The sequence below is a fragment of the Paenirhodobacter enshiensis genome (assembly GCF_000740785.1).
Taxonomy (GTDB): Bacteria; Pseudomonadota; Alphaproteobacteria; order Rhodobacterales; family Rhodobacteraceae; genus Rhodobacter; species Rhodobacter enshiensis.
Map to the genome: position 1 here is coordinate 23,956 of NZ_JFZB01000037.1, position 15,583 is coordinate 39,538.

The following is a 15,583-nucleotide window of genomic DNA, read 5'->3' on the forward strand; positions in this document are numbered from 1 at the left end:
TGCCTCAGGCTGCGAGCGGCGACAGCGCCTTGAGCGCCGCGACCTTGGCCTTCGCCGCGCCCGAATCGATGCTCTCGCGGGCGAGTTCGGCGCCCTCGCGCAGGTTGCTGGCCTTGCCCGCGACGATGAGCGCCGCGGCCGCGTTCAGCAGCACCGCATCGCGGTAACCGCCCGCCTCGCCGTCGAGCAGCCGGACCATCGCCGCCGCGTTCTCGGCCGGTTCGCCGCCGATGATCTCCTCGAAGGCATGGACGGGAAGGCCGGCTTCCTCGGGATGGACCTCGAACTCGCGGATCTGGTCGCCTTCGAGCGCCGCGACCCAGCTGATGCCGGCGATCGACAGCTCGTCCGTGCCGTCGCCGCCATGGACCAGCCATGCCGCTTCCGAGCCCATCTTGTGCAGCACCTCGGCCATCGGCCGGATCCAGTCGCGCGAGAAGGTGCCGGTCAGCTGACGGCGCACGTTTGCCGGATTGGTCAGCGGCCCGAGCAGGTTGAAGATCGTGCGCGTGCCCAGCTCGACCCGCGTCGGGCCGATGTGGCGCATCGCCGGGTGGTGCACCGGCGCCATCAGGAAGCCGATGCCCACCTGATCGAGCGCGGTCTGGGTCGTCTCGATGCCCTTCATCACGTCGATGCCGAGCGCGGTCAGCGCATCCGCCGCGCCGGATTTCGACGACAGGTTGCGGTTGCCGTGCTTGGCGACCGGCACACCCGCGCCCGCCACGACGAAGGCCGTCGCGGTCGAGATGTTCAGCGTGCCCTTGCCGTCGCCGCCGGTGCCGACGATGTCGATGGCACCCGCCGGTGCCCTGGCCGGGTTCATCTTCGCCTTCATCACCGTCGCGGCGGCGGCGATTTCCTCGACCGTCTCGCCACGCGTGCGCAGCGCCATCAGGAAGCCACCCATCTGCGCCGGGGTCGCGGTGCCCTCGAAAAAGGTCTCGAAGGCGGTCTCGGCCTCGGCGCGGGTCAGCGGACGTTCGGTGGCGACGCCGATCAGGGGTTTCAGTTGCGCGCTCATGCCGTCACCTTCACTTTCGCCGCCTCGAGGAAATTCGCGAGCATCCGGTGCCCGTGTTCCGAGGCGATGGATTCGGGGTGGAACTGCACCCCCTCGATCAGCCGCTCCTTGTGGCGCAGGCCCATGATCATGCCGTTTTCCAGCCACGCCGTGACCTCGAGGCAATCGGGCAGGCTGTCGCGGTCGACGATCAGCGAGTGATAGCGCGTCGCGAGGAAGGGCGAGGGCAGGCCGCGGAACACGCCTTTGCCCTCGTGATGGATCTCGCCCATCTTGCCATGCACGATCTCGCCAGCGCGGGTGACCTTGCCGCCGAAGGCCGCACCGATGGTCTGATGGCCGAGGCACACGCCGAACAGCGGCACGCCCGCCTCGGCCGCGGCCAGCGTCAGCGGCAGGCAGATGCCAGCGTGCTCCGGGTCCGACGGACCGGGCGAGAGGACGATCGCCTCGGCACCGAGGCCCATCGCGTCTTGCACGTTCATCGCGTCGTTGCGCACGACCTTCACGTCCGCGCCCAGCTCTCCGAAATAATGCACGAGGTTGTAGGTGAAGCTATCGTAATTGTCGATGAGCAGGAGCATGGGCCGCCTATCCTTGTCCCGCCCGGGATCGCGAGAAGATTCAGGGATGAACCGGGCCTTGCGTCGGGCTATAGATGTTCAGAGCAAAGCACCGGGGTCAAGGGCTGCGGGCCGGAATCATGGCCTTCCCCCGGAGGAACGAAGCAGAAAGAGGCGGTTTTCATGGGTCGTGGACTGATCGGTGGGGTGGTGTCCGGTGTCGTGGTCGCGGGGCTTGGGCTCGGGGCGCTGTCGGTGCTGTCGCCGGTCTCGCAGCCGCGGGTGACGGCGCCTGAAGGCGCGCCGCAGACGGCGCCCGCCTCCGAACCTGTCCCGGATCCCGTGGCCGCGCCGCAGGCTTCGGAGCCTGCCGGCATTTCCCCCGCCCCCGATGCGACCCCGAAGGCCGAGATCATGCTGCTTCCCGATGGCTCGCAGGTCGCTCCTGCGCAGGCCGCAGGGAGCGGTGCGCGTCCTCAGGTCTTCGCGGCCGGGCAGGGCGGCGGGTTCAGCAATGCCCCCGGAACGGTGGTGAACCGCCTCCCCTCGGTCGGCCGGCCGGCGGGCATGGATACCGGCGAGGCTCCGCTCGCCGTCGCCCCCGCGGCGGGCGGCAAGGCGATCGAGCGGTTCTCGGCCCCGCCGCCGCAGGCCATCGGCCGGCCGATGATGTCGGTCGTGCTCTATGACGTCGGCGAGGCGGCTGGCGGGCTCGATCCCCAGACCATCGCCTCGCTCGGGTTGCCGGTGACGGTGGCGCTCGATCCGACGCAACCTGATGTCGCCGAGCGCGCCCGCCGCTATCGTGCCGCGGGGCTGGAGGTCGCCGTGCTCGCGGCCGGTATCGCGGAAGGTGCCACGGTGCAGGATGTCGCCACCGCGATGGAGTCCTGGCGTCAGGCCGTTCCGGAGGCCGTCGCCGTCCTCGACGGGCCCAGCCCGCAGTTTCAGAACAACCGTATCCTGTCGCAGCAGGTCGTCGCCGGGCTGAAGGCTGCCGGCGAAGGGCTGATGACGCAATCGGCCGGGCTCGATTCCGCCGGTCAGGTCGCGCGCGCGAAAGGCGTGCCGCAGATCCAGCTGTGGCGCGTCGCCGATGCCGGCCGCGAGGATCGGGCCGAGATCGGGCGCACGCTCGATCGCGCCGCCTTCGAGGGCGAGCGCAAGAACGGCGTCGCGGTGATGCTCACCGCCTGGCCCGAATCCGTCGCCGCGCTGACGGACTGGGCGGCCTCGATGTCAGGCAAGATCGTGCTCGCTCCGGCCTCTGCGCTGATGCTGTCGCGAAGCTGAGCCTCACATATCCGCGAGCCCGTCTCCTTTCGATTCGCCCCAAATATCCCGGGGGAGCTGCGGCCCCGGCCGCAGCGGGGGCAGAGCCCCCGACGACGCTTCCGCCAGACCTGACTTCAGACATGAAAAAAGGCGGGATCCGACGATCCCGCCTTTTCCATCTCACGACATCCGGAGAAAGGCTCAGCTGTTGCGCCCCTGATCGACGAACAGACCTGCATCCTCGGCCGCCTTGCGCAGGGCCTTGGATTTGTTGACGGATTCATCGTATTCGCCCTGGGGGTCGCTGTCGTAGACCACGCCTCCGCCGGCCTGGATATACAGCGTGCGGTCCTTCACCACCGCGGTGCGCAGCGCGATGCACATGTCCATCTCGCCATTTGCCGCGAAATAGCCCACACCGCCGCCGTAGATGCAGCGCTTCTCGGGTTCCAGCTCGTCGATGATCTCCATCGCGCGCACCTTGGGCGCGCCCGAGACCGTGCCCGCCGGCAGCCCGGCCAGCAGCGCCGAGAGCGCATCCTCGCCCTCCGCAAGCTCCCCCACCACGTTCGAGACGAGGTGCATCACATGGCTGTAACGCTCGACGATGAACTTCTCTGTCGGGTGCACCGTGCCGATCTTCGCCACCCGGCCCACGTCATTGCGTCCGAGGTCCAGAAGCATCAGATGCTCGGCCAGTTCCTTCTTGTCGGCGCGCAGCTCCTCTTCCAGCGCCTTGTCCTCGGCGGGTGTCGCGCCGCGCTTGCGGGTGCCGGCGATCGGGCGGATCGTCACCTCGCCACCGCGCAGCCGCACCAGAATCTCGGGCGAGGCACCGACGATCTGGAACCCGCCGAAGTTCAGGAAGAACATGAACGGCGAGGGGTTGGTGCGGCGCAGGCTGCGATACAGCGCGAACGGCGGCAGCGGGAAATCCGCGTGCCAGCGCTGCGCCGGCACGCATTGGAAGATGTCGCCGGCGCGGATGTAATCCTTGGCCTTCTCGACCGCGGCCTTGTAGCCCTCGGCGGTGAAGTTCGACACCAGCGGCCCGACGCTCGCCGCCTCGCCGGTCTCGTAGCCCTTGCCGGGTGCCCGGTCGAGGTCGCGCAGTGCGTCCATCACGCGTTCGGCCGCCTGGGCATAGGCCGCCCGTGCGCTCAGCCCCGAGGACTGGAACGCCGGCGCGCACAGGATCACATCGCCTTTCACCCCGTCCAGCACCGCGACCACCGAGGGCCGGGTCAGCACCGCATCGGGCACGCCCAGCACGTCCTTGGGCACGTTCGGCAGACGCTCGACCAGGCGCACCATGTCATAGCCGATATAGCCGAACAGGCCCGCCGCCGCGGGGGGCAGCTCTTCGGGCATGTCGATCCGGCTTTCGGCGATCAGCGCGCGAAGGCTGTCGAACGGATGGCCTTTGCAGGGTTCGAACCGGTCCTCGAAACGGGCCTGACGGTTGATGCTGGCCTGTTCGCCGCGACACTGCCAGATCACGTCGGGCTTCATGCCGACCATCGAATAACGCCCGCGGACCTCGCCGCCGGTGACGGATTCGAACATGAAGCTGTTGGGCTGGGCATCGGCCAGCTTCAGCATCAGCGACACCGGCGTGTCGAGATCGGCCGGAAGCCGGGTCCAGACGAGCTGGTTCTTCCCCGCGCCCCAGGCACGTTCGAACTCGTCGAAATTCGGGAAAAGCGCCACCATCTGAACCTCCGTTCCTTCGGCCTTGGCCTGTTTTGTCTCAGTGCATCTGGGCCTGAACCGCGGTCACGGCCGTGGAATCGAGCCTGACGCCCGCCTCCTGTTCGACCGTCGCGGCGTAATAGGTGCCGATGTCATTCGCGATCGCCTGCCCGAGGCGCGCCGCCAGCTTGTCGCGGATCTGCGCGGCATCGGGGTCTTTCGGGTCGGCGGCTTCGGTCGGGCCGGGGACAAGGACATAGACCTTGCCGTCGGTGGCGACGGTATCGGCGCTGCCCGGGGCGACGTCGAAGGCCGCGCCGATCAGCGCCGCGGGCACGTTCTCTACGAAACCACCGCGTTCGGTCGCCGGCACTTCGGTGACCGCAAGCCCCTGATCGGCCAGAGACTTCCCGGCGGCGACAGCCGCCACGACGGCCTTCGCGCGTTCGGTCTTCAGCCGGGTCAGCTCGGCCGCCGCCCAGTCCGCGGCGACGCGCTCGCGCACCTTGTCGAACGGCAGCACGGCCGCCGGCTCCACCTTGTCGAGATGCAGCGCAAAGACGCCGCCGTCATCGAGGGTGACGAGTTCCGGGAAATCGTTCGTCGTGGCCTTCGCGGCGGCATCGCGGAACGCCGGATAGGCGGCGATGCCTTCCTTGGTGTCGGCGGTCATCGCGATGGTGCCGGCCTGCATCTTCGTTTCCTTCGCCAGATCGTCGAGCGTCGCGCCAGAGGCCAGCTTGTCCTCGAGGTCGGGCGTCATCGCCTTGATCGTCTTCGCGGCATTTTCCAGCGTCGCGGCGGCCACCAGATCGGGCTTTGCGTCTTCGAAGCTGGTGGTCTGGGCGGGGATGATCCCGTTGACCGAGAACAGCGCCGGGCCGAGGTCGGTCTCGACCGGGCCGACGATGCCGGGCGCCGTTGGGGCGAAGACGGCATCGGCCGCGGCGCCCAGATCGTCACGGCCGACTTCGCCGAGGTCGATGTCCTTCAGATCCAGCCCGCGCGACTTCGCCAGTGCGGTAAAGGTGATCTTGCCGGCGTCGAGATCGGCCTTCGCGGCCCTGGCGGCATCGTCGGATTCGAACACCAGCCGGTCGACCAGACGGTGCTCGGGCTGCTGATACTGTGCAAGGCGCGCCTGATAGGCGGCGTGCAGCATCGCGTCGTCCGGCGCGGCCTCGTCGGCAAGCATCTCGGGCGTCAGCCAGACATAGCTGAAATCGCGGGTCTCGGGCTGCTGATAGGCGTCCTGGTGATCGGTGTAAAAGCTTTGCAGATCGGCGTCGGTCGGCTGGGCGGGTTTCGTCGTCAGCTGCGCCTCGGCGATCTCGGCGAAGGCGAAGGGGCGCTTGTCGGTGACATAGGCGGCATAGGTGTCGACCTCGGCCTCGGGGGCGGAGGTGCCGCCGACCAGAATGCCGCGAAACAGCGAGCGGGCGATGTCGGCGCGCACCATGGCCTCGAAATCGGGTTCGGTGAAGCCTTCCTGACGCAGCGCCATGCGGTAGGCGTTGCGGTCGAAACCGCCGGCGGGGGACTGGAACGCCGGGGCTGCGGTGATCTGACGTGCCAGTTCGGCATCGCCGACCGACAACCCGAGGCGGCGGGCCGCCTCGCTCAGCGCGGCATCCGAGAACAGCTGCGCCTGCACCTGCTGCGGCAGCCCGAAGGCCTTGGCCTGTTCCATCGTCACGGCGCGGCCGGTCTGCTGCTGGATCTGGTTCAGCTGCTGGCGCAGCGCGCGCGCATAATCTTGCGAGCTGACCTCGGTTCCGCCGACGGAGCCGATGGTGCGCATCCCGCCCGAGAAATTGCTGATGCCGAACCCTCCGAGGCCGAGCACGAGGACCCCGAGAAGGATCCAGACGACGGCGCCCTTGCCATGGGTGCGCAGCTTGGTGGACATGCAGGAACCTCCCGGGTTTCAGGCCTTCGGCGGTTGTTTAGGGCTTTGCCGGGCGGGCCGCAACCGGGCTTGCCGCGACGGGAACAGGGGGCTGACGCCGGTCAGGGGCGAACGGCGGCCAGCCGGGTCATCAGCTCGGCGATGCGGGGCACGTCGACATTCGCATAGGCGATGCGCAGCTGGCGCGATCCGCGCGGGTCGTCTGCGGGCATGAACATCGTTCCGGGCAGGCACAGCACGTTCGCCTCGCGCACCAGACGGCGGGCGAAATCGGCCGAGCCCTCGGCCGCCGGATGTTCGACATAGGCGAAATATCCGCCGCAGCCGAGCATCTTCCAGCCGTCGAGCGCACCGAACCCCTCGATCATCGCGGCGCGGCGCGACAGCAGTTCGGCGCGTTCCCCCGCGACCCATTGCGACAGGTTGCGCATCCCCCAAAGTGCGGCGATCTGGCCGAGCTGGTTGGGGCAGATCGTCACCGTGTCGATGAATTTCTCGACCTCGGAGAGGCGCTCGCGCGAGGCGACGATGGCGCCGACGCGATGGCCGGTCAGCCGGTAGGCCTTGGAGAAGCTGTAAAGATGGATCAGCGTGTCCGACCAGTCCGGGTCGGTGAACAGATCGTGCGGCCGGCCGCTGCGGCTGTCGAAGTCGCGGTACGTCTCGTCGAGGATCAGCGCGACGCCGCGGGCGCGGCACAGATCGGCGAGCGCGCGGACGACTTCGGCCGGGTATTCGGCGCCGCTCGGGTTGTTGGGCGAGATCAGCACGAGGGCACGGGTGCGTTCGCTCATCAGCGCGGCGGCGTGCTCTGGGTCGGGGATCATGTCCGGCCCGGTCGGCAGCGCGACGGTGCTGACGCCGGTCATGTCGAGCCACATCTTGTGGTTGAAATACCACGGCGTCGGCACGATCACCTCATCGCCCGGACCGGCGAGGGTGGCCATGACGGCGCAGAACGCCTCGTTGCAGCCGGCGGTGATCGCCACCTGATCGGCCGAGACGGTGCCGCCGTAATGCGCGGCGGTGGTCGCCGCCACCTCGGCGCGCAGCTCCGGCAGGCCGAGATCGGGGCCGTAGAGATGAGCGTCGGGATTGTTCAGCGCCGCTTCGGCGACGACGCGGCGCAGCGCCTCGGGCGGCGGATCGACGGGGGCGGCCTGGGCGACGTTGATCAGCGGCTTGTCGGCCGGGAAGTCGATGCCTTTCACCCAGCGGGCGGCCTCCATCACCGGCGGGGCGAAGGTGCGGGCAAGGGCAGGGTTCAGCGGGCTGAGAGACATGGGAAAACTCCGGATTTCCGGGGGAAACTAGGCCGCGTTCCGGGGGAAGGAAAGCCCCCGTTTGCGCCGCCACTCGCGCCAGGTCAGCGCGATCACCGCGACGTCGAGGGCGGTCAGCGCCAGCATGGCGACAGAGCGGTCGCCCGCCCAGACATGCAGCTGATAGGCGATGAAGACGACCATCAGCGCGATCGCCGCCGGATAGGCCCACATCAGCCCGCGCGCCAGCAGTGCCACGACGCCCAGTTTCAGCCCGCCATGGCTGAGCAGGTAAAGCGCGTAGAACTTCTGTGCCTCGACCGAGAACGCCTGCGCCATGTGCATCAGCGTGCCGGCGACCAGATCGTTCGGATCCTCGGACAGCTCATGCGCGGTCAGCGCATGAGCCAGATCGGCGAGCTGGCCATGGCTGACGATCAGCAGCACGAGGCCCGAGAGCGTCTCGATTCCGGCGAGGATGCCCTTGGCGAGAAGGCTCGCCTCGAAGGCCCAGTGCAGCCAGTCGCGTTTCATGGGATCACCCAAGGGATCACTCGGTGCCGCGGAACGGCTGGACGTATTGCAGGGCCATGTCCCAGGGGAAGAAGATCCAGGTGTCCTGGCTGACTTCGGTGATGAAGGTGTCGACCTGCACCCGGCCGCGCGGCTTGGCATAGACGGTGGCGAAATGCGCCTTCGGATACAGGTGGCGCACCAGCTCCAGCGTGCGCCCCGAATCGACCAGATCGTCGACGACCAGAATGCCCTCGCCATCGCCCATAAGATCGTCCTGCGGCGCCTTGATGACCATCGGCGGGTGCTGCGTCTGGTGGTTGTAGCCCTTGACCGAAATCGTGTCGATCACGCGGATGTTCAGCTCGCGCGCGACGATGGCCGCGGGCACCAGACCGCCGCGGGTGATGGCCACGATGGCCTTCCAGCTGCCCTCGATCGGGCCCTTGCCATCGAGCCGCCACGACAGAGCGCGCGCATCGCGGTGCAGCTGATCCCAGCTGACGTGAAACCCTTTTTCATGGGGAAGTTTGTCGATCATCGGTTGCCTCGGATCGGATCAGGTGAGAGCGAGCTTCAGCCCCAGAAGAGCCAAAAGCCCGCCGAAGATACGCTCGATCACCGTCTTCAGCCCAAGGTAGGCCCGGCGGGTGCGTTCGAACGCGAAGATGCGCGACACCAGCATGGCACAGCCGGTGTCGTTGAAAAAGACGATCAGCAGGATCGCTGCGTAGGACCACAGCGGCGCCTGAGGCGGCACGAAGGTCAGAAAGACCGTGCCGAAGAACAGCGCGGGCTTCGGATTGGCGATCTGCGTCGACAGCCCGAGCCAGATCAGCCCCAGCGGGCCGCGGGGCGTGGCGGTCTCGCCCCCGTCGCTCACCGGATCGGGGGCGTGACGCCAGATCTTGAAGGCGAACCACAGCAGATACAGCGCGCCCGCGATCTTCATCGCGCTCAGCAGGGCGGGCGCGGCGCGAAACAGCACCGACAGCCCGAACAGTGCCGTCACCGCCCACAGGCACGCCCCGAGCCCGATCCCCACCGACAGCCAGGCGCCGGCACGATGCCCGTCGCGCAGCCCGGTGCGCGCGGCCATCAGAATGGCCGGCCCCGGCGAGATCGCCGCGCCGAGCTGCACCAGATAGATCGCGATCAGGGCTCCAAGGGTCATCGCAGCCGGTCCATTCCTGCGGGTTTCGGGCCGGCAGGCTGCGGGCCTGCGGCTCTCATGCCAAGGGCCCGACCTATGGTCAGGCCCCGAAGGCGGCGTCTTCAGCGAAGCGGCCGGGAAACCGGCCGCTGCCGGTCATTCCTTGCGGTGGGTCACCACGTCGATGTCGGGCGCATCGACGGCCTTCATGCCGACGATGTGATAGCCCGCGTCGACATGCAGCGTCTCGCCCGTCGTGGCGGTGCCGAGATCGGACAGCAGGTACAGCGCGGCCTTGCCGACCTCTTCCTGCGTCACGTTGCGGCGCAGGGGCGAGTTCAGCTCGTTCCACTTCAGGATGTAGCGGAAATCGCCGATGCCCGAGGAGGCCAGCGTCTTGATCGGACCGGCCGAGATCGCGTTGCAGCGGATGCCGTCCTTGCCCAGATCCTCGGCGATATACTTGACCGAGCATTCGAGCGCAGCCTTGGCGATGCCCATGACGTTGTAATGCGGCATCACCTGCTCGGCGCCGTAGTAGGTCAGCGTCAGCAGCGAACCGCCGTTCGGCATGATCGCGGCGGCGCGCTGGCACACGGCGGTGAACGAAAAGACGGAAACGTCCATCGTCATGTTGAAATTGGCCTGGGTCGTATCCACATACCGGCCACGGAGTTCGTTCTTGTCGGAGAAACCGATGGCGTGGACCACGAAGTCGATCGTGCCCCATTTTTCCTTGAGGGCGTCGAACAGAGCATCGAGCGACTCGCCGTCGCCGGCGTTGCATTCGACGAGGAAGTCCGAGCCGATCTCTGCGACCAGCGGCTCCACCCGTTTTTTCAGCGCGTCGCCGTAATAGGAGAAGGCGAGGTCCGCGCCCGCGTCCGCACAGGCCTTGGCGATGCCCCAGGCGATGGATTTGTCATTGGCCAGACCCATGATCAGGCCGCGCTTGCCTGCCAGCAACGTGTTCGACATGTCAGGTTTTCCCCGCTTCCCTCTGGTAAGTGCGACAGCATTAGGCGAAAGATTCTGTCGCATCAAGGCCGCATGAGGGGCGGGGCACTGCGCGCCCGCATCACGGCCGCGCGAACAGACGAGGAAAGAGGGAAAAATGGGCGACAGATCCGGGATCTTCGCGGGCGACGATCCGTTCCGCATTGCACAGAGCTGGCTCGACGAGGCCACGAAGACCGAGCTGAACGACCCGAACGCCATCGCGCTGTCGACGGTCGATCCCGAAGGGCTGCCCGATGTGCGGATGGTGCTGCTCAAGGAGATCGAGCAGGCCGATGCGCCCTCGGGCGGGGCTTTCGTGTTCTACACCAACTACGGCTCGGCCAAGGCGCAGGAGATCGACGCGGCCGGCAAGGCGGCCTTCGTGCTGCACTGGAAATCGCTGCGCCGTCAGATCCGGGTGCGCGGGCTGGTCAGCCGCGAGGACGGGCCCAAGGCTGACGCCTATTACGCCTCGCGCTCGCTGCAGTCGCGGCTGGGAGCCTGGGCCTCGCATCAGAGCCAGCCGCTCGAATCCCGCGCGGCGCTGATGGCCGAGGTCGCCCGCGTCACCGCCAAGCACGGCCCGATCCCGAAACGCCCACCGTTCTGGGGCGGCTATCGCATCGTTCCCGTGCAGGTTGAGTTCTGGGCCGACGGCATGTTCCGGCTTCATGATCGGTTTCGCTGGACGCGAAAAGATATGGCGGATTCATGGCAAGTTGTTCGGCTTAATCCCTGAAAAATTGCATTTCGAGCGTAATTGTTTCATATTGCGCCGGAGTGAGGGCGATTTAACCTTACTTTTTTACTTGAAGCCCGTCCCAAGGATATGACACTTGAGGAAGGTCGGCGCCGTTCCCGCTGTGGTTGCGCCGACCGACAGGACCATTGGACTTCAGGGCATGAGCGAAACGACGACAGAGGCACGTACCGTCACCGGACGGGTGAAGTGGTTCGATCCCGCCAAGGGATTTGGCTTCATCGTAGACGAGGATCAGGGCGGGGACATCCTGCTCCACGCCAATGTCCTGCGCAATTTCGGACAGAGTTCGGTTGCCGACAATGCGCAGATCACCGTCGCAGTTCAGGCGACGCCGCGCGGCGTTCAGGCGGTCGAGGTGCTGAGCATCACGCCCCCGGAAGGCGGCGAGGACGAGCACCCGATCGAGGGGCTGAATGGCATGGACGCGAGCGAAATCGCCGCGCTGGCCCTTGAACCGGCGCGGGTGAAGTGGTTCGACAAAGGCAAGGGATTCGGTTTTGCCAACGTGTTCGGCCGGCCCGAGGATGTGTTCATTCATGTCGAGGTGCTGCGCCGTTCGGGCTTTGCCGATCTGGCGCCGGGAGAGGCGATATGCCTGCGCGTGATCGAGGGCCGGCGCGGCCGGATGGCGGCACAGATCCTGTCGTGGGATTCCGTGGCGCAGCTTTCGGCGGCGGGGCGTCAGCAGGCCTGAGGCTGCGCCGGGCGGCCCTCGTCCTGGGGCTGCTGGGCGTCGTCGCAGGTGGGGTCTGCGGGCAGACCTCTCCGGCGCGGGCGGTTCCGGCCGTGGCCTGCGCGCCGGATCTCGCGGTTCTCAGTCGTGCCGATGGAACCCCTCTGGCGCGGTTCTCGATCGAGGTGGCCCAGACCGAGGCCGACCGCGCCCGGGGGCTGATGGAGCGTTCCTCGATGCCGGCGGGGGCGGGGATGCTGTTCATCTATCCGACGCCGCGCACAGTGCAGTTCTGGATGCACGATACGCTGATCCCTCTCGACATGCTGTTCTTCGATGCCGCGGGGCGGCTGGTGTCGCTGCATTCGGGGGCGCGTCCGATGGACGATACCGCGATTCCCTCGGGGGGGGCGGTTCGCTTCGTATTGGAAATCAACGGAAATCTGGCGAAACGCATGGGGCTCGGGACGGGGACGGTGCTGTCGCATCCGGCGATTCCAAACGCTCAGGCAGCGCTTCCCTGCGCGGACTGAGCCCGCCATTTTCCTCGCCCCCCTTTTCATGCCGGCCCTTTCAATGAGAGCGGCAACCCTGTAGGAACCCCGTGTCGGGGCGTAGCGCAGCCTGGTAGCGCGTCTGTTTTGGGTACAGAAGGCCGTGAGTTCGAATCTCGCCGCCCCGACCATTTCCCCCTCTTGAGCTTCTTTGTATCGTGCACGGGCCCGGTTGCGGGTTTAGGCTGCCTCGGAAGCGGTCCGGACGGAGGCAGGGATGAAAGTCGCGATCATTGGGATCGGCTCGATGGGTGGGTTGTTCGCCTGGAAGCTGGTTCATGCCGGGGTCGAGGTGTGGGGTGTCGATGTTTCGGCGCCGCATGTGGCGCGGATCGCGGCCGGGGGGTTGCAGATCGACTTTCCCGACCGGCCGTCCGAAAAGGTGCCGATGCACGCGGTCACCGATCCGGCTGCGGTCGGGCTGGCGGATGCGGTGCTGGTCTTCGTCAAGGGCGCGCAGACCGCGGCGGCGATGACCGCGGCGCGGCCGATGATCGGGCCGGACACGCTGATCGTCACCATGCAGAACGGCATCGGCAATGCAGCGGCGATCCAGGCGATTTATCCGCAGGCGCGGGTGGCGCATGGGATGACCACGCTCGCCGCGCAGGTCGAGGGGCCGGGGCAGGTTCTGGCAAGCTCGGCCGCGAAGGGCGAGGTCAGCTTCTATCCGATGGCGGGCACGCCCGGCCCGGTCGATCAGGCGTTATGCGCCGCGCTTGACGGCGAGGGGTTTCACGCCACGCTCGATCCCGGGATCGACCTGAGGATCTGGAAAAAGCTGGTGGTGAACTGCTGCCTGAACAGCGCCTGTGCGCTGTTGGATTGCAAGGTGGGCGAGGCGCTCGGCCAGCCGGCGACGATGGCACTGTTCGACCGGCTGACGGCCGAGATTGTCGCGCTGGCACAGGCGAAGGGCATCGGGCTGACGCTTGCCGAGGCGCAGGCCTATCTGCGCGCGGTCGGACAGACGGCAGCGGGGCATTTCCCCTCGATGGTGGCCGACATGCGCGCGAAGCGCCGCACCGAGATCGGCGCGCTGAACGGGGCGATCGTTGCAGAGGCGGAACGGCTTGGCCTGAAAGCACCGGCGAACGCGGCGCTGCGCGATCTGGTTCTGGCGCGGCAGGAAATCGCCATCGCCCGGGGCTGAGGCCCGGGGCAGGGGGGAGGTTTCCCCCGCGCCCGAGGGCGCGAGGGGGGTTCGTCAGGCGCCGGCGCCCGCGCGCAGGGCCTTGCGATGTGCCACGCGGGCGCGGATCGCCTCGACATCGGTGACCGGGGTCGCGGCGAACAGCATCTGCGTATAGGGATGCTTCGGCGCCGAGAAGATCTCGTCCCGGCTGGCCTGTTCGACGCATTCGCCCTTGTTCATCACCAGCACGTCATCGGCGATGTAGCGCACCACCGACAGGTCATGGCTGATGAACACATAGGTCAGGCTGAACTCGTCCTGCAGATCGGCGAGCAGGTTCAGCACCTGCGCCTGCACCGACAGATCGAGCGCCGAGACCGGCTCGTCCAGCACCAGAAGCGTCGGGTTCAGCATCAGCGCCCGCGCGATGGCGATGCGCTGGCGCTGCCCGCCCGAGAACATGTGCGGATAGCGGTTGTAATGCTCCGCCCCGAGGCCGACCTTGACCAGCATCGCCTCGGCCTTCTCGCGCCGCTCGCGGGCGGAGAGCTTGGTGTTCAGCAACAGGGGCTCGGTCAGCACGTCGCCCACCTTCTGGCGCGGGTTCAGACTGCCGTAGGGGTTCTGGAACACCATCTGCACCTTCGAGCGCAGCACATGGTCGGGCTTGTGCCGGGCGATGTCGACCTCGTGGCCCTCGATGGTCAGCGTGCCGCCCGACTGATGGTCGATCAGCGCGACGATGCGCGCGAGCGTCGATTTGCCCGAACCCGACTCGCCCACGATGGCCAGCGTCTTGCCGCGCTCGACCGCGAAGTCGATGCCCTTGACCGCACGCACGGTCTTGGCCTTCCCGAACATGCCGCCCGAGACGTAATAGTCCTGGGTCAGGCCTTTGCCCTCGACAACGTAATCGGTCATTGCACGCCCTCCTGTCCGAAGAAGTCGCTGACGGTGGGCAGCCGGTCGCCGGTGGCGTTTTCGGGCAGCGCGGCCAGCAGCGCGCGGGTGTAGGGATGGCTCGGGGCCTCGAACAGGCTCAGCACGTCGGCTTCCTCCATCTTGTGGCCCTTGTATTGCACGATCACGCGGTCGGCGGTCTCGGCCACCACGCCCATGTCATGGGTGATCATGATCAGCGCCATGCCATGACGTTCCTGCAGCTCCATCAGCAGATCGAGGATCTGTTTCTGGATCGTCACGTCGAGGGCCGTCGTCGGCTCGTCGGCGATCAGCAGCCGCGGGTTCGAGGCGATGGCGATGGCGATCATCACCCGCTGGCACTGGCCCCCCGACATCTGATGCGGGTAGGCGTGGATCTTCACCGCCGGCTCGGGGATGCCGACGGCGGTGAACAGCTCGATGGCGCGGGCGCGCGCGGCGTGACGGCTGAGCCCCATGTTCAGGCGCAGCACTTCCTCGATCTGGAAGCCCACGGTGAACGAGGGGTTGAGCGAGGCGATCGGCTCCTGGAAGATCATGGTGATCTCGCGGCCGATGATGCGGCGCCGCTCGGCCCCGGTCATGTGCAGCAGGTCGTGGCCGTCGAAGGTCATCTCGTCGGCGGTGACGGTGGCGGTGTCGGGCAGAAGCCCCATCACCGCCAGCATCGACACCGACTTGCCCGAGCCCGACTCGCCCACGATCGCCAGCACCTCGCGCGGATCGACCGACAGGTCGATCCCGTCGACGGCGCGGAAGCTGCCCGAAGCGGTCGCGAAGGCCACGGTGAGGTTGCGGATGGTCAGCAATGCCATGGTCTCAGCCCTTCTTCAGCTTGGGATCGAGCGCATCGCGCAGCCCGTCGCCCATCAGGTTGATCGCCAGCACCGAGATCAGGATCGCGAGGCCGGGGAAGGTGACGACCCACCAGGCGCGCAGGATGAACTCGCGCGATTCGGCGAGCATCGTGCCCCATTCCGAGGCCGGAGGCTGCGCCCCCATCCCCAGAAACCCGAGCGCGGCCGCATCGAGAACCGCCGAGCTGAACGACAGCGTCGCCTGAACGATCAGGGGCGCGAGGCAGTTCGGCAAGATGGTGCGGAACATCAGCCGCATGTTGCCGGCA

Annotated in this window: 16 protein-coding genes, 1 tRNA gene and 1 pseudogene; 6 read left to right on the forward strand and 12 right to left on the reverse strand. The window is 67.4% G+C overall.

Annotated elements, in window-relative coordinates; genetic code table 11:
• Positions 1-4: 4 nt before the first annotated feature.
• Positions 5-1,024 carry an anthranilate phosphoribosyltransferase gene (trpD, locus tag CG50_RS13655; RefSeq protein WP_036639498.1) on the reverse strand — a complete coding sequence of 340 codons (1,020 nt, stop codon included), beginning with the start codon at positions 1,022-1,024 and terminating at the stop codon, positions 5-7.
• Positions 1,021-1,608, reverse strand: coding sequence for an anthranilate synthase component II (locus CG50_RS13660; protein WP_036639500.1), 588 nt, complete (start codon positions 1,606-1,608; stop codon positions 1,021-1,023). Before CG50_RS13660 ends, trpD begins: the two co-directional genes overlap by 4 nt.
• 162 nt (positions 1,609-1,770) lie before the next feature.
• Here CG50_RS13660 and CG50_RS13665 point away from each other — a divergent pair, with 162 nt between their 5' ends.
• Positions 1,771-2,880 (forward strand): divergent polysaccharide deacetylase family protein, encoded by a 1,110-nt coding sequence (locus CG50_RS13665; protein WP_036639502.1) that lies wholly within the window; start codon positions 1,771-1,773, stop codon positions 2,878-2,880.
• 183 nt (positions 2,881-3,063) lie between these two features.
• Here the strand turns inward: CG50_RS13665 and trpE are convergent, their stop codons facing one another.
• From trpE to fabI, 7 genes are all read right to left on the reverse strand, one after another.
• Positions 3,064-4,575 carry an anthranilate synthase component I gene (trpE, locus tag CG50_RS13670; RefSeq protein WP_394297140.1) on the reverse strand — a complete coding sequence of 504 codons (1,512 nt, stop codon included), beginning with the start codon at positions 4,573-4,575 and terminating at the stop codon, positions 3,064-3,066.
• A gap of 37 nt (positions 4,576-4,612) precedes the next feature.
• Positions 4,613-6,463 (reverse strand): peptidylprolyl isomerase, encoded by a 1,851-nt coding sequence (locus CG50_RS13675; protein ID WP_036639505.1) that lies wholly within the window; start codon positions 6,461-6,463, stop codon positions 4,613-4,615.
• Between the two features lie 101 nt (positions 6,464-6,564).
• Positions 6,565-7,746, reverse strand: a complete 1,182-nt coding sequence (locus tag CG50_RS13680) for an aminotransferase (protein WP_036639507.1) — start codon at positions 7,744-7,746, stop codon at positions 6,565-6,567.
• Positions 7,747-7,773: 27 nt separating this feature from the next.
• Positions 7,774-8,259, reverse strand: coding sequence for a DUF2127 domain-containing protein (locus CG50_RS13685; protein ID WP_036639509.1), 486 nt, complete (start codon positions 8,257-8,259; stop codon positions 7,774-7,776).
• Positions 8,260-8,275: 16 nt separating this feature from the next.
• Positions 8,276-8,779: a xanthine phosphoribosyltransferase gene (gene gpt / locus CG50_RS13690; RefSeq protein WP_036639512.1), complete on the reverse strand. Its 504-nt coding sequence runs from the start codon at positions 8,777-8,779 to the stop codon at positions 8,276-8,278.
• Positions 8,780-8,797: 18 nt separating this feature from the next.
• The gene (locus tag CG50_RS13695; RefSeq protein ID WP_036639515.1) at positions 8,798-9,412 is read right to left on the reverse strand and encodes a LysE family translocator; all 615 of its coding nucleotides are present in this window, start codon (positions 9,410-9,412) and stop codon (positions 8,798-8,800) included.
• Between the two features lie 135 nt (positions 9,413-9,547).
• Complete coding sequence (gene fabI / locus CG50_RS13700; RefSeq protein WP_036639518.1) at positions 9,548-10,369, reverse strand: enoyl-ACP reductase FabI; 822 nt, start codon at positions 10,367-10,369, stop codon at positions 9,548-9,550.
• Positions 10,370-10,499: 130 nt separating this feature from the next.
• Between fabI and pdxH the strand changes: the two are divergent.
• The 5 genes and pseudogenes from pdxH to CG50_RS13725 form a co-directional block, all read left to right on the forward strand.
• Positions 10,500-11,129 (forward strand): annotated as a pseudogene (pdxH, locus tag CG50_RS13705) (pyridoxamine 5'-phosphate oxidase); the annotation flags it as partial.
• A gap of 163 nt (positions 11,130-11,292) precedes the next feature.
• The gene (locus tag CG50_RS13710) at positions 11,293-11,847 is read left to right on the forward strand and encodes a cold-shock protein (RefSeq protein WP_036639523.1); all 555 of its coding nucleotides are present in this window, start codon (positions 11,293-11,295) and stop codon (positions 11,845-11,847) included.
• The gene (locus tag CG50_RS13715; RefSeq protein ID WP_161785410.1) at positions 11,799-12,359 is read left to right on the forward strand and encodes a DUF192 domain-containing protein; all 561 of its coding nucleotides are present in this window, start codon (positions 11,799-11,801) and stop codon (positions 12,357-12,359) included. Before CG50_RS13710 ends, CG50_RS13715 begins: the two co-directional genes overlap by 49 nt.
• A 75-nt stretch (positions 12,360-12,434) precedes the next feature.
• Positions 12,435-12,511, forward strand: a tRNA-Pro gene (locus CG50_RS13720).
• Between the two features lie 86 nt (positions 12,512-12,597).
• Positions 12,598-13,533, forward strand: coding sequence for a ketopantoate reductase family protein (locus CG50_RS13725; protein ID WP_051910010.1), 936 nt, complete (start codon positions 12,598-12,600; stop codon positions 13,531-13,533).
• Positions 13,534-13,587: 54 nt separating this feature from the next.
• Here CG50_RS13725 and CG50_RS13730 read toward each other — a convergent pair whose 3' ends face one another.
• The 3 genes from CG50_RS13730 to CG50_RS13740 all read right to left on the reverse strand — a co-directional run.
• On the reverse strand, positions 13,588-14,436 hold the full coding sequence (locus CG50_RS13730) for a dipeptide ABC transporter ATP-binding protein (protein WP_036639527.1): 849 nt from the start codon (positions 14,434-14,436) through the stop codon (positions 13,588-13,590).
• The gene (locus CG50_RS13735; protein ID WP_081880448.1) at positions 14,433-15,272 is read right to left on the reverse strand and encodes an ABC transporter ATP-binding protein; all 840 of its coding nucleotides are present in this window, start codon (positions 15,270-15,272) and stop codon (positions 14,433-14,435) included. The genes CG50_RS13730 and CG50_RS13735 overlap by 4 nt, the downstream gene beginning before the upstream one ends.
• A 4-nt stretch (positions 15,273-15,276) precedes the next feature.
• Positions 15,277-15,583, reverse strand: a 307-nt coding sequence (locus CG50_RS13740; protein WP_152559534.1) for an ABC transporter permease subunit, incomplete at its 5' end; no start/stop codon positions are given.

What these genes read in the sequence shown, in the direction of transcription:
- trpE (WP_394297140.1), bottom strand. Translation starts at nt 4,575, where the DNA reads ATGGTGGCGCTTTTCCCGAATTTCGACGAGTTCGAACGTGCCTGGGGC.
- CG50_RS13730 (WP_036639527.1), bottom strand. Translation starts at nt 14,436, where the DNA reads ATGACCGATTACGTTGTCGAGGGCAAAGGCCTGACCCAGGACTATTAC.
- CG50_RS13735 (WP_081880448.1), bottom strand. Translation starts at nt 15,272, where the DNA reads ATGGCATTGCTGACCATCCGCAACCTCACCGTGGCCTTCGCGACCGCT.
- CG50_RS13725 (WP_051910010.1), top strand. Translation starts at nt 12,598, where the DNA reads ATGAAAGTCGCGATCATTGGGATCGGCTCGATGGGTGGGTTGTTCGCC.
- CG50_RS13680 (WP_036639507.1), bottom strand. Translation starts at nt 7,746, where the DNA reads ATGTCTCTCAGCCCGCTGAACCCTGCCCTTGCCCGCACCTTCGCCCCG.
- CG50_RS13685 (WP_036639509.1), bottom strand. Translation starts at nt 8,259, where the DNA reads ATGAAACGCGACTGGCTGCACTGGGCCTTCGAGGCGAGCCTTCTCGCC.
- CG50_RS13710 (WP_036639523.1), top strand. Translation starts at nt 11,293, where the DNA reads ATGAGCGAAACGACGACAGAGGCACGTACCGTCACCGGACGGGTGAAG.
- CG50_RS13660 (WP_036639500.1), bottom strand. Translation starts at nt 1,608, where the DNA reads ATGCTCCTGCTCATCGACAATTACGATAGCTTCACCTACAACCTCGTG.
- gpt (WP_036639512.1), bottom strand. Translation starts at nt 8,779, where the DNA reads ATGATCGACAAACTTCCCCATGAAAAAGGGTTTCACGTCAGCTGGGAT.
- trpD (WP_036639498.1), bottom strand. Translation starts at nt 1,024, where the DNA reads ATGAGCGCGCAACTGAAACCCCTGATCGGCGTCGCCACCGAACGTCCG.
- CG50_RS13675 (WP_036639505.1), bottom strand. Translation starts at nt 6,463, where the DNA reads ATGTCCACCAAGCTGCGCACCCATGGCAAGGGCGCCGTCGTCTGGATC.
- fabI (WP_036639518.1), bottom strand. Translation starts at nt 10,369, where the DNA reads ATGTCGAACACGTTGCTGGCAGGCAAGCGCGGCCTGATCATGGGTCTG.
- CG50_RS13695 (WP_036639515.1), bottom strand. Translation starts at nt 9,412, where the DNA reads ATGACCCTTGGAGCCCTGATCGCGATCTATCTGGTGCAGCTCGGCGCG.
- CG50_RS13665 (WP_036639502.1), top strand. Translation starts at nt 1,771, where the DNA reads ATGGGTCGTGGACTGATCGGTGGGGTGGTGTCCGGTGTCGTGGTCGCG.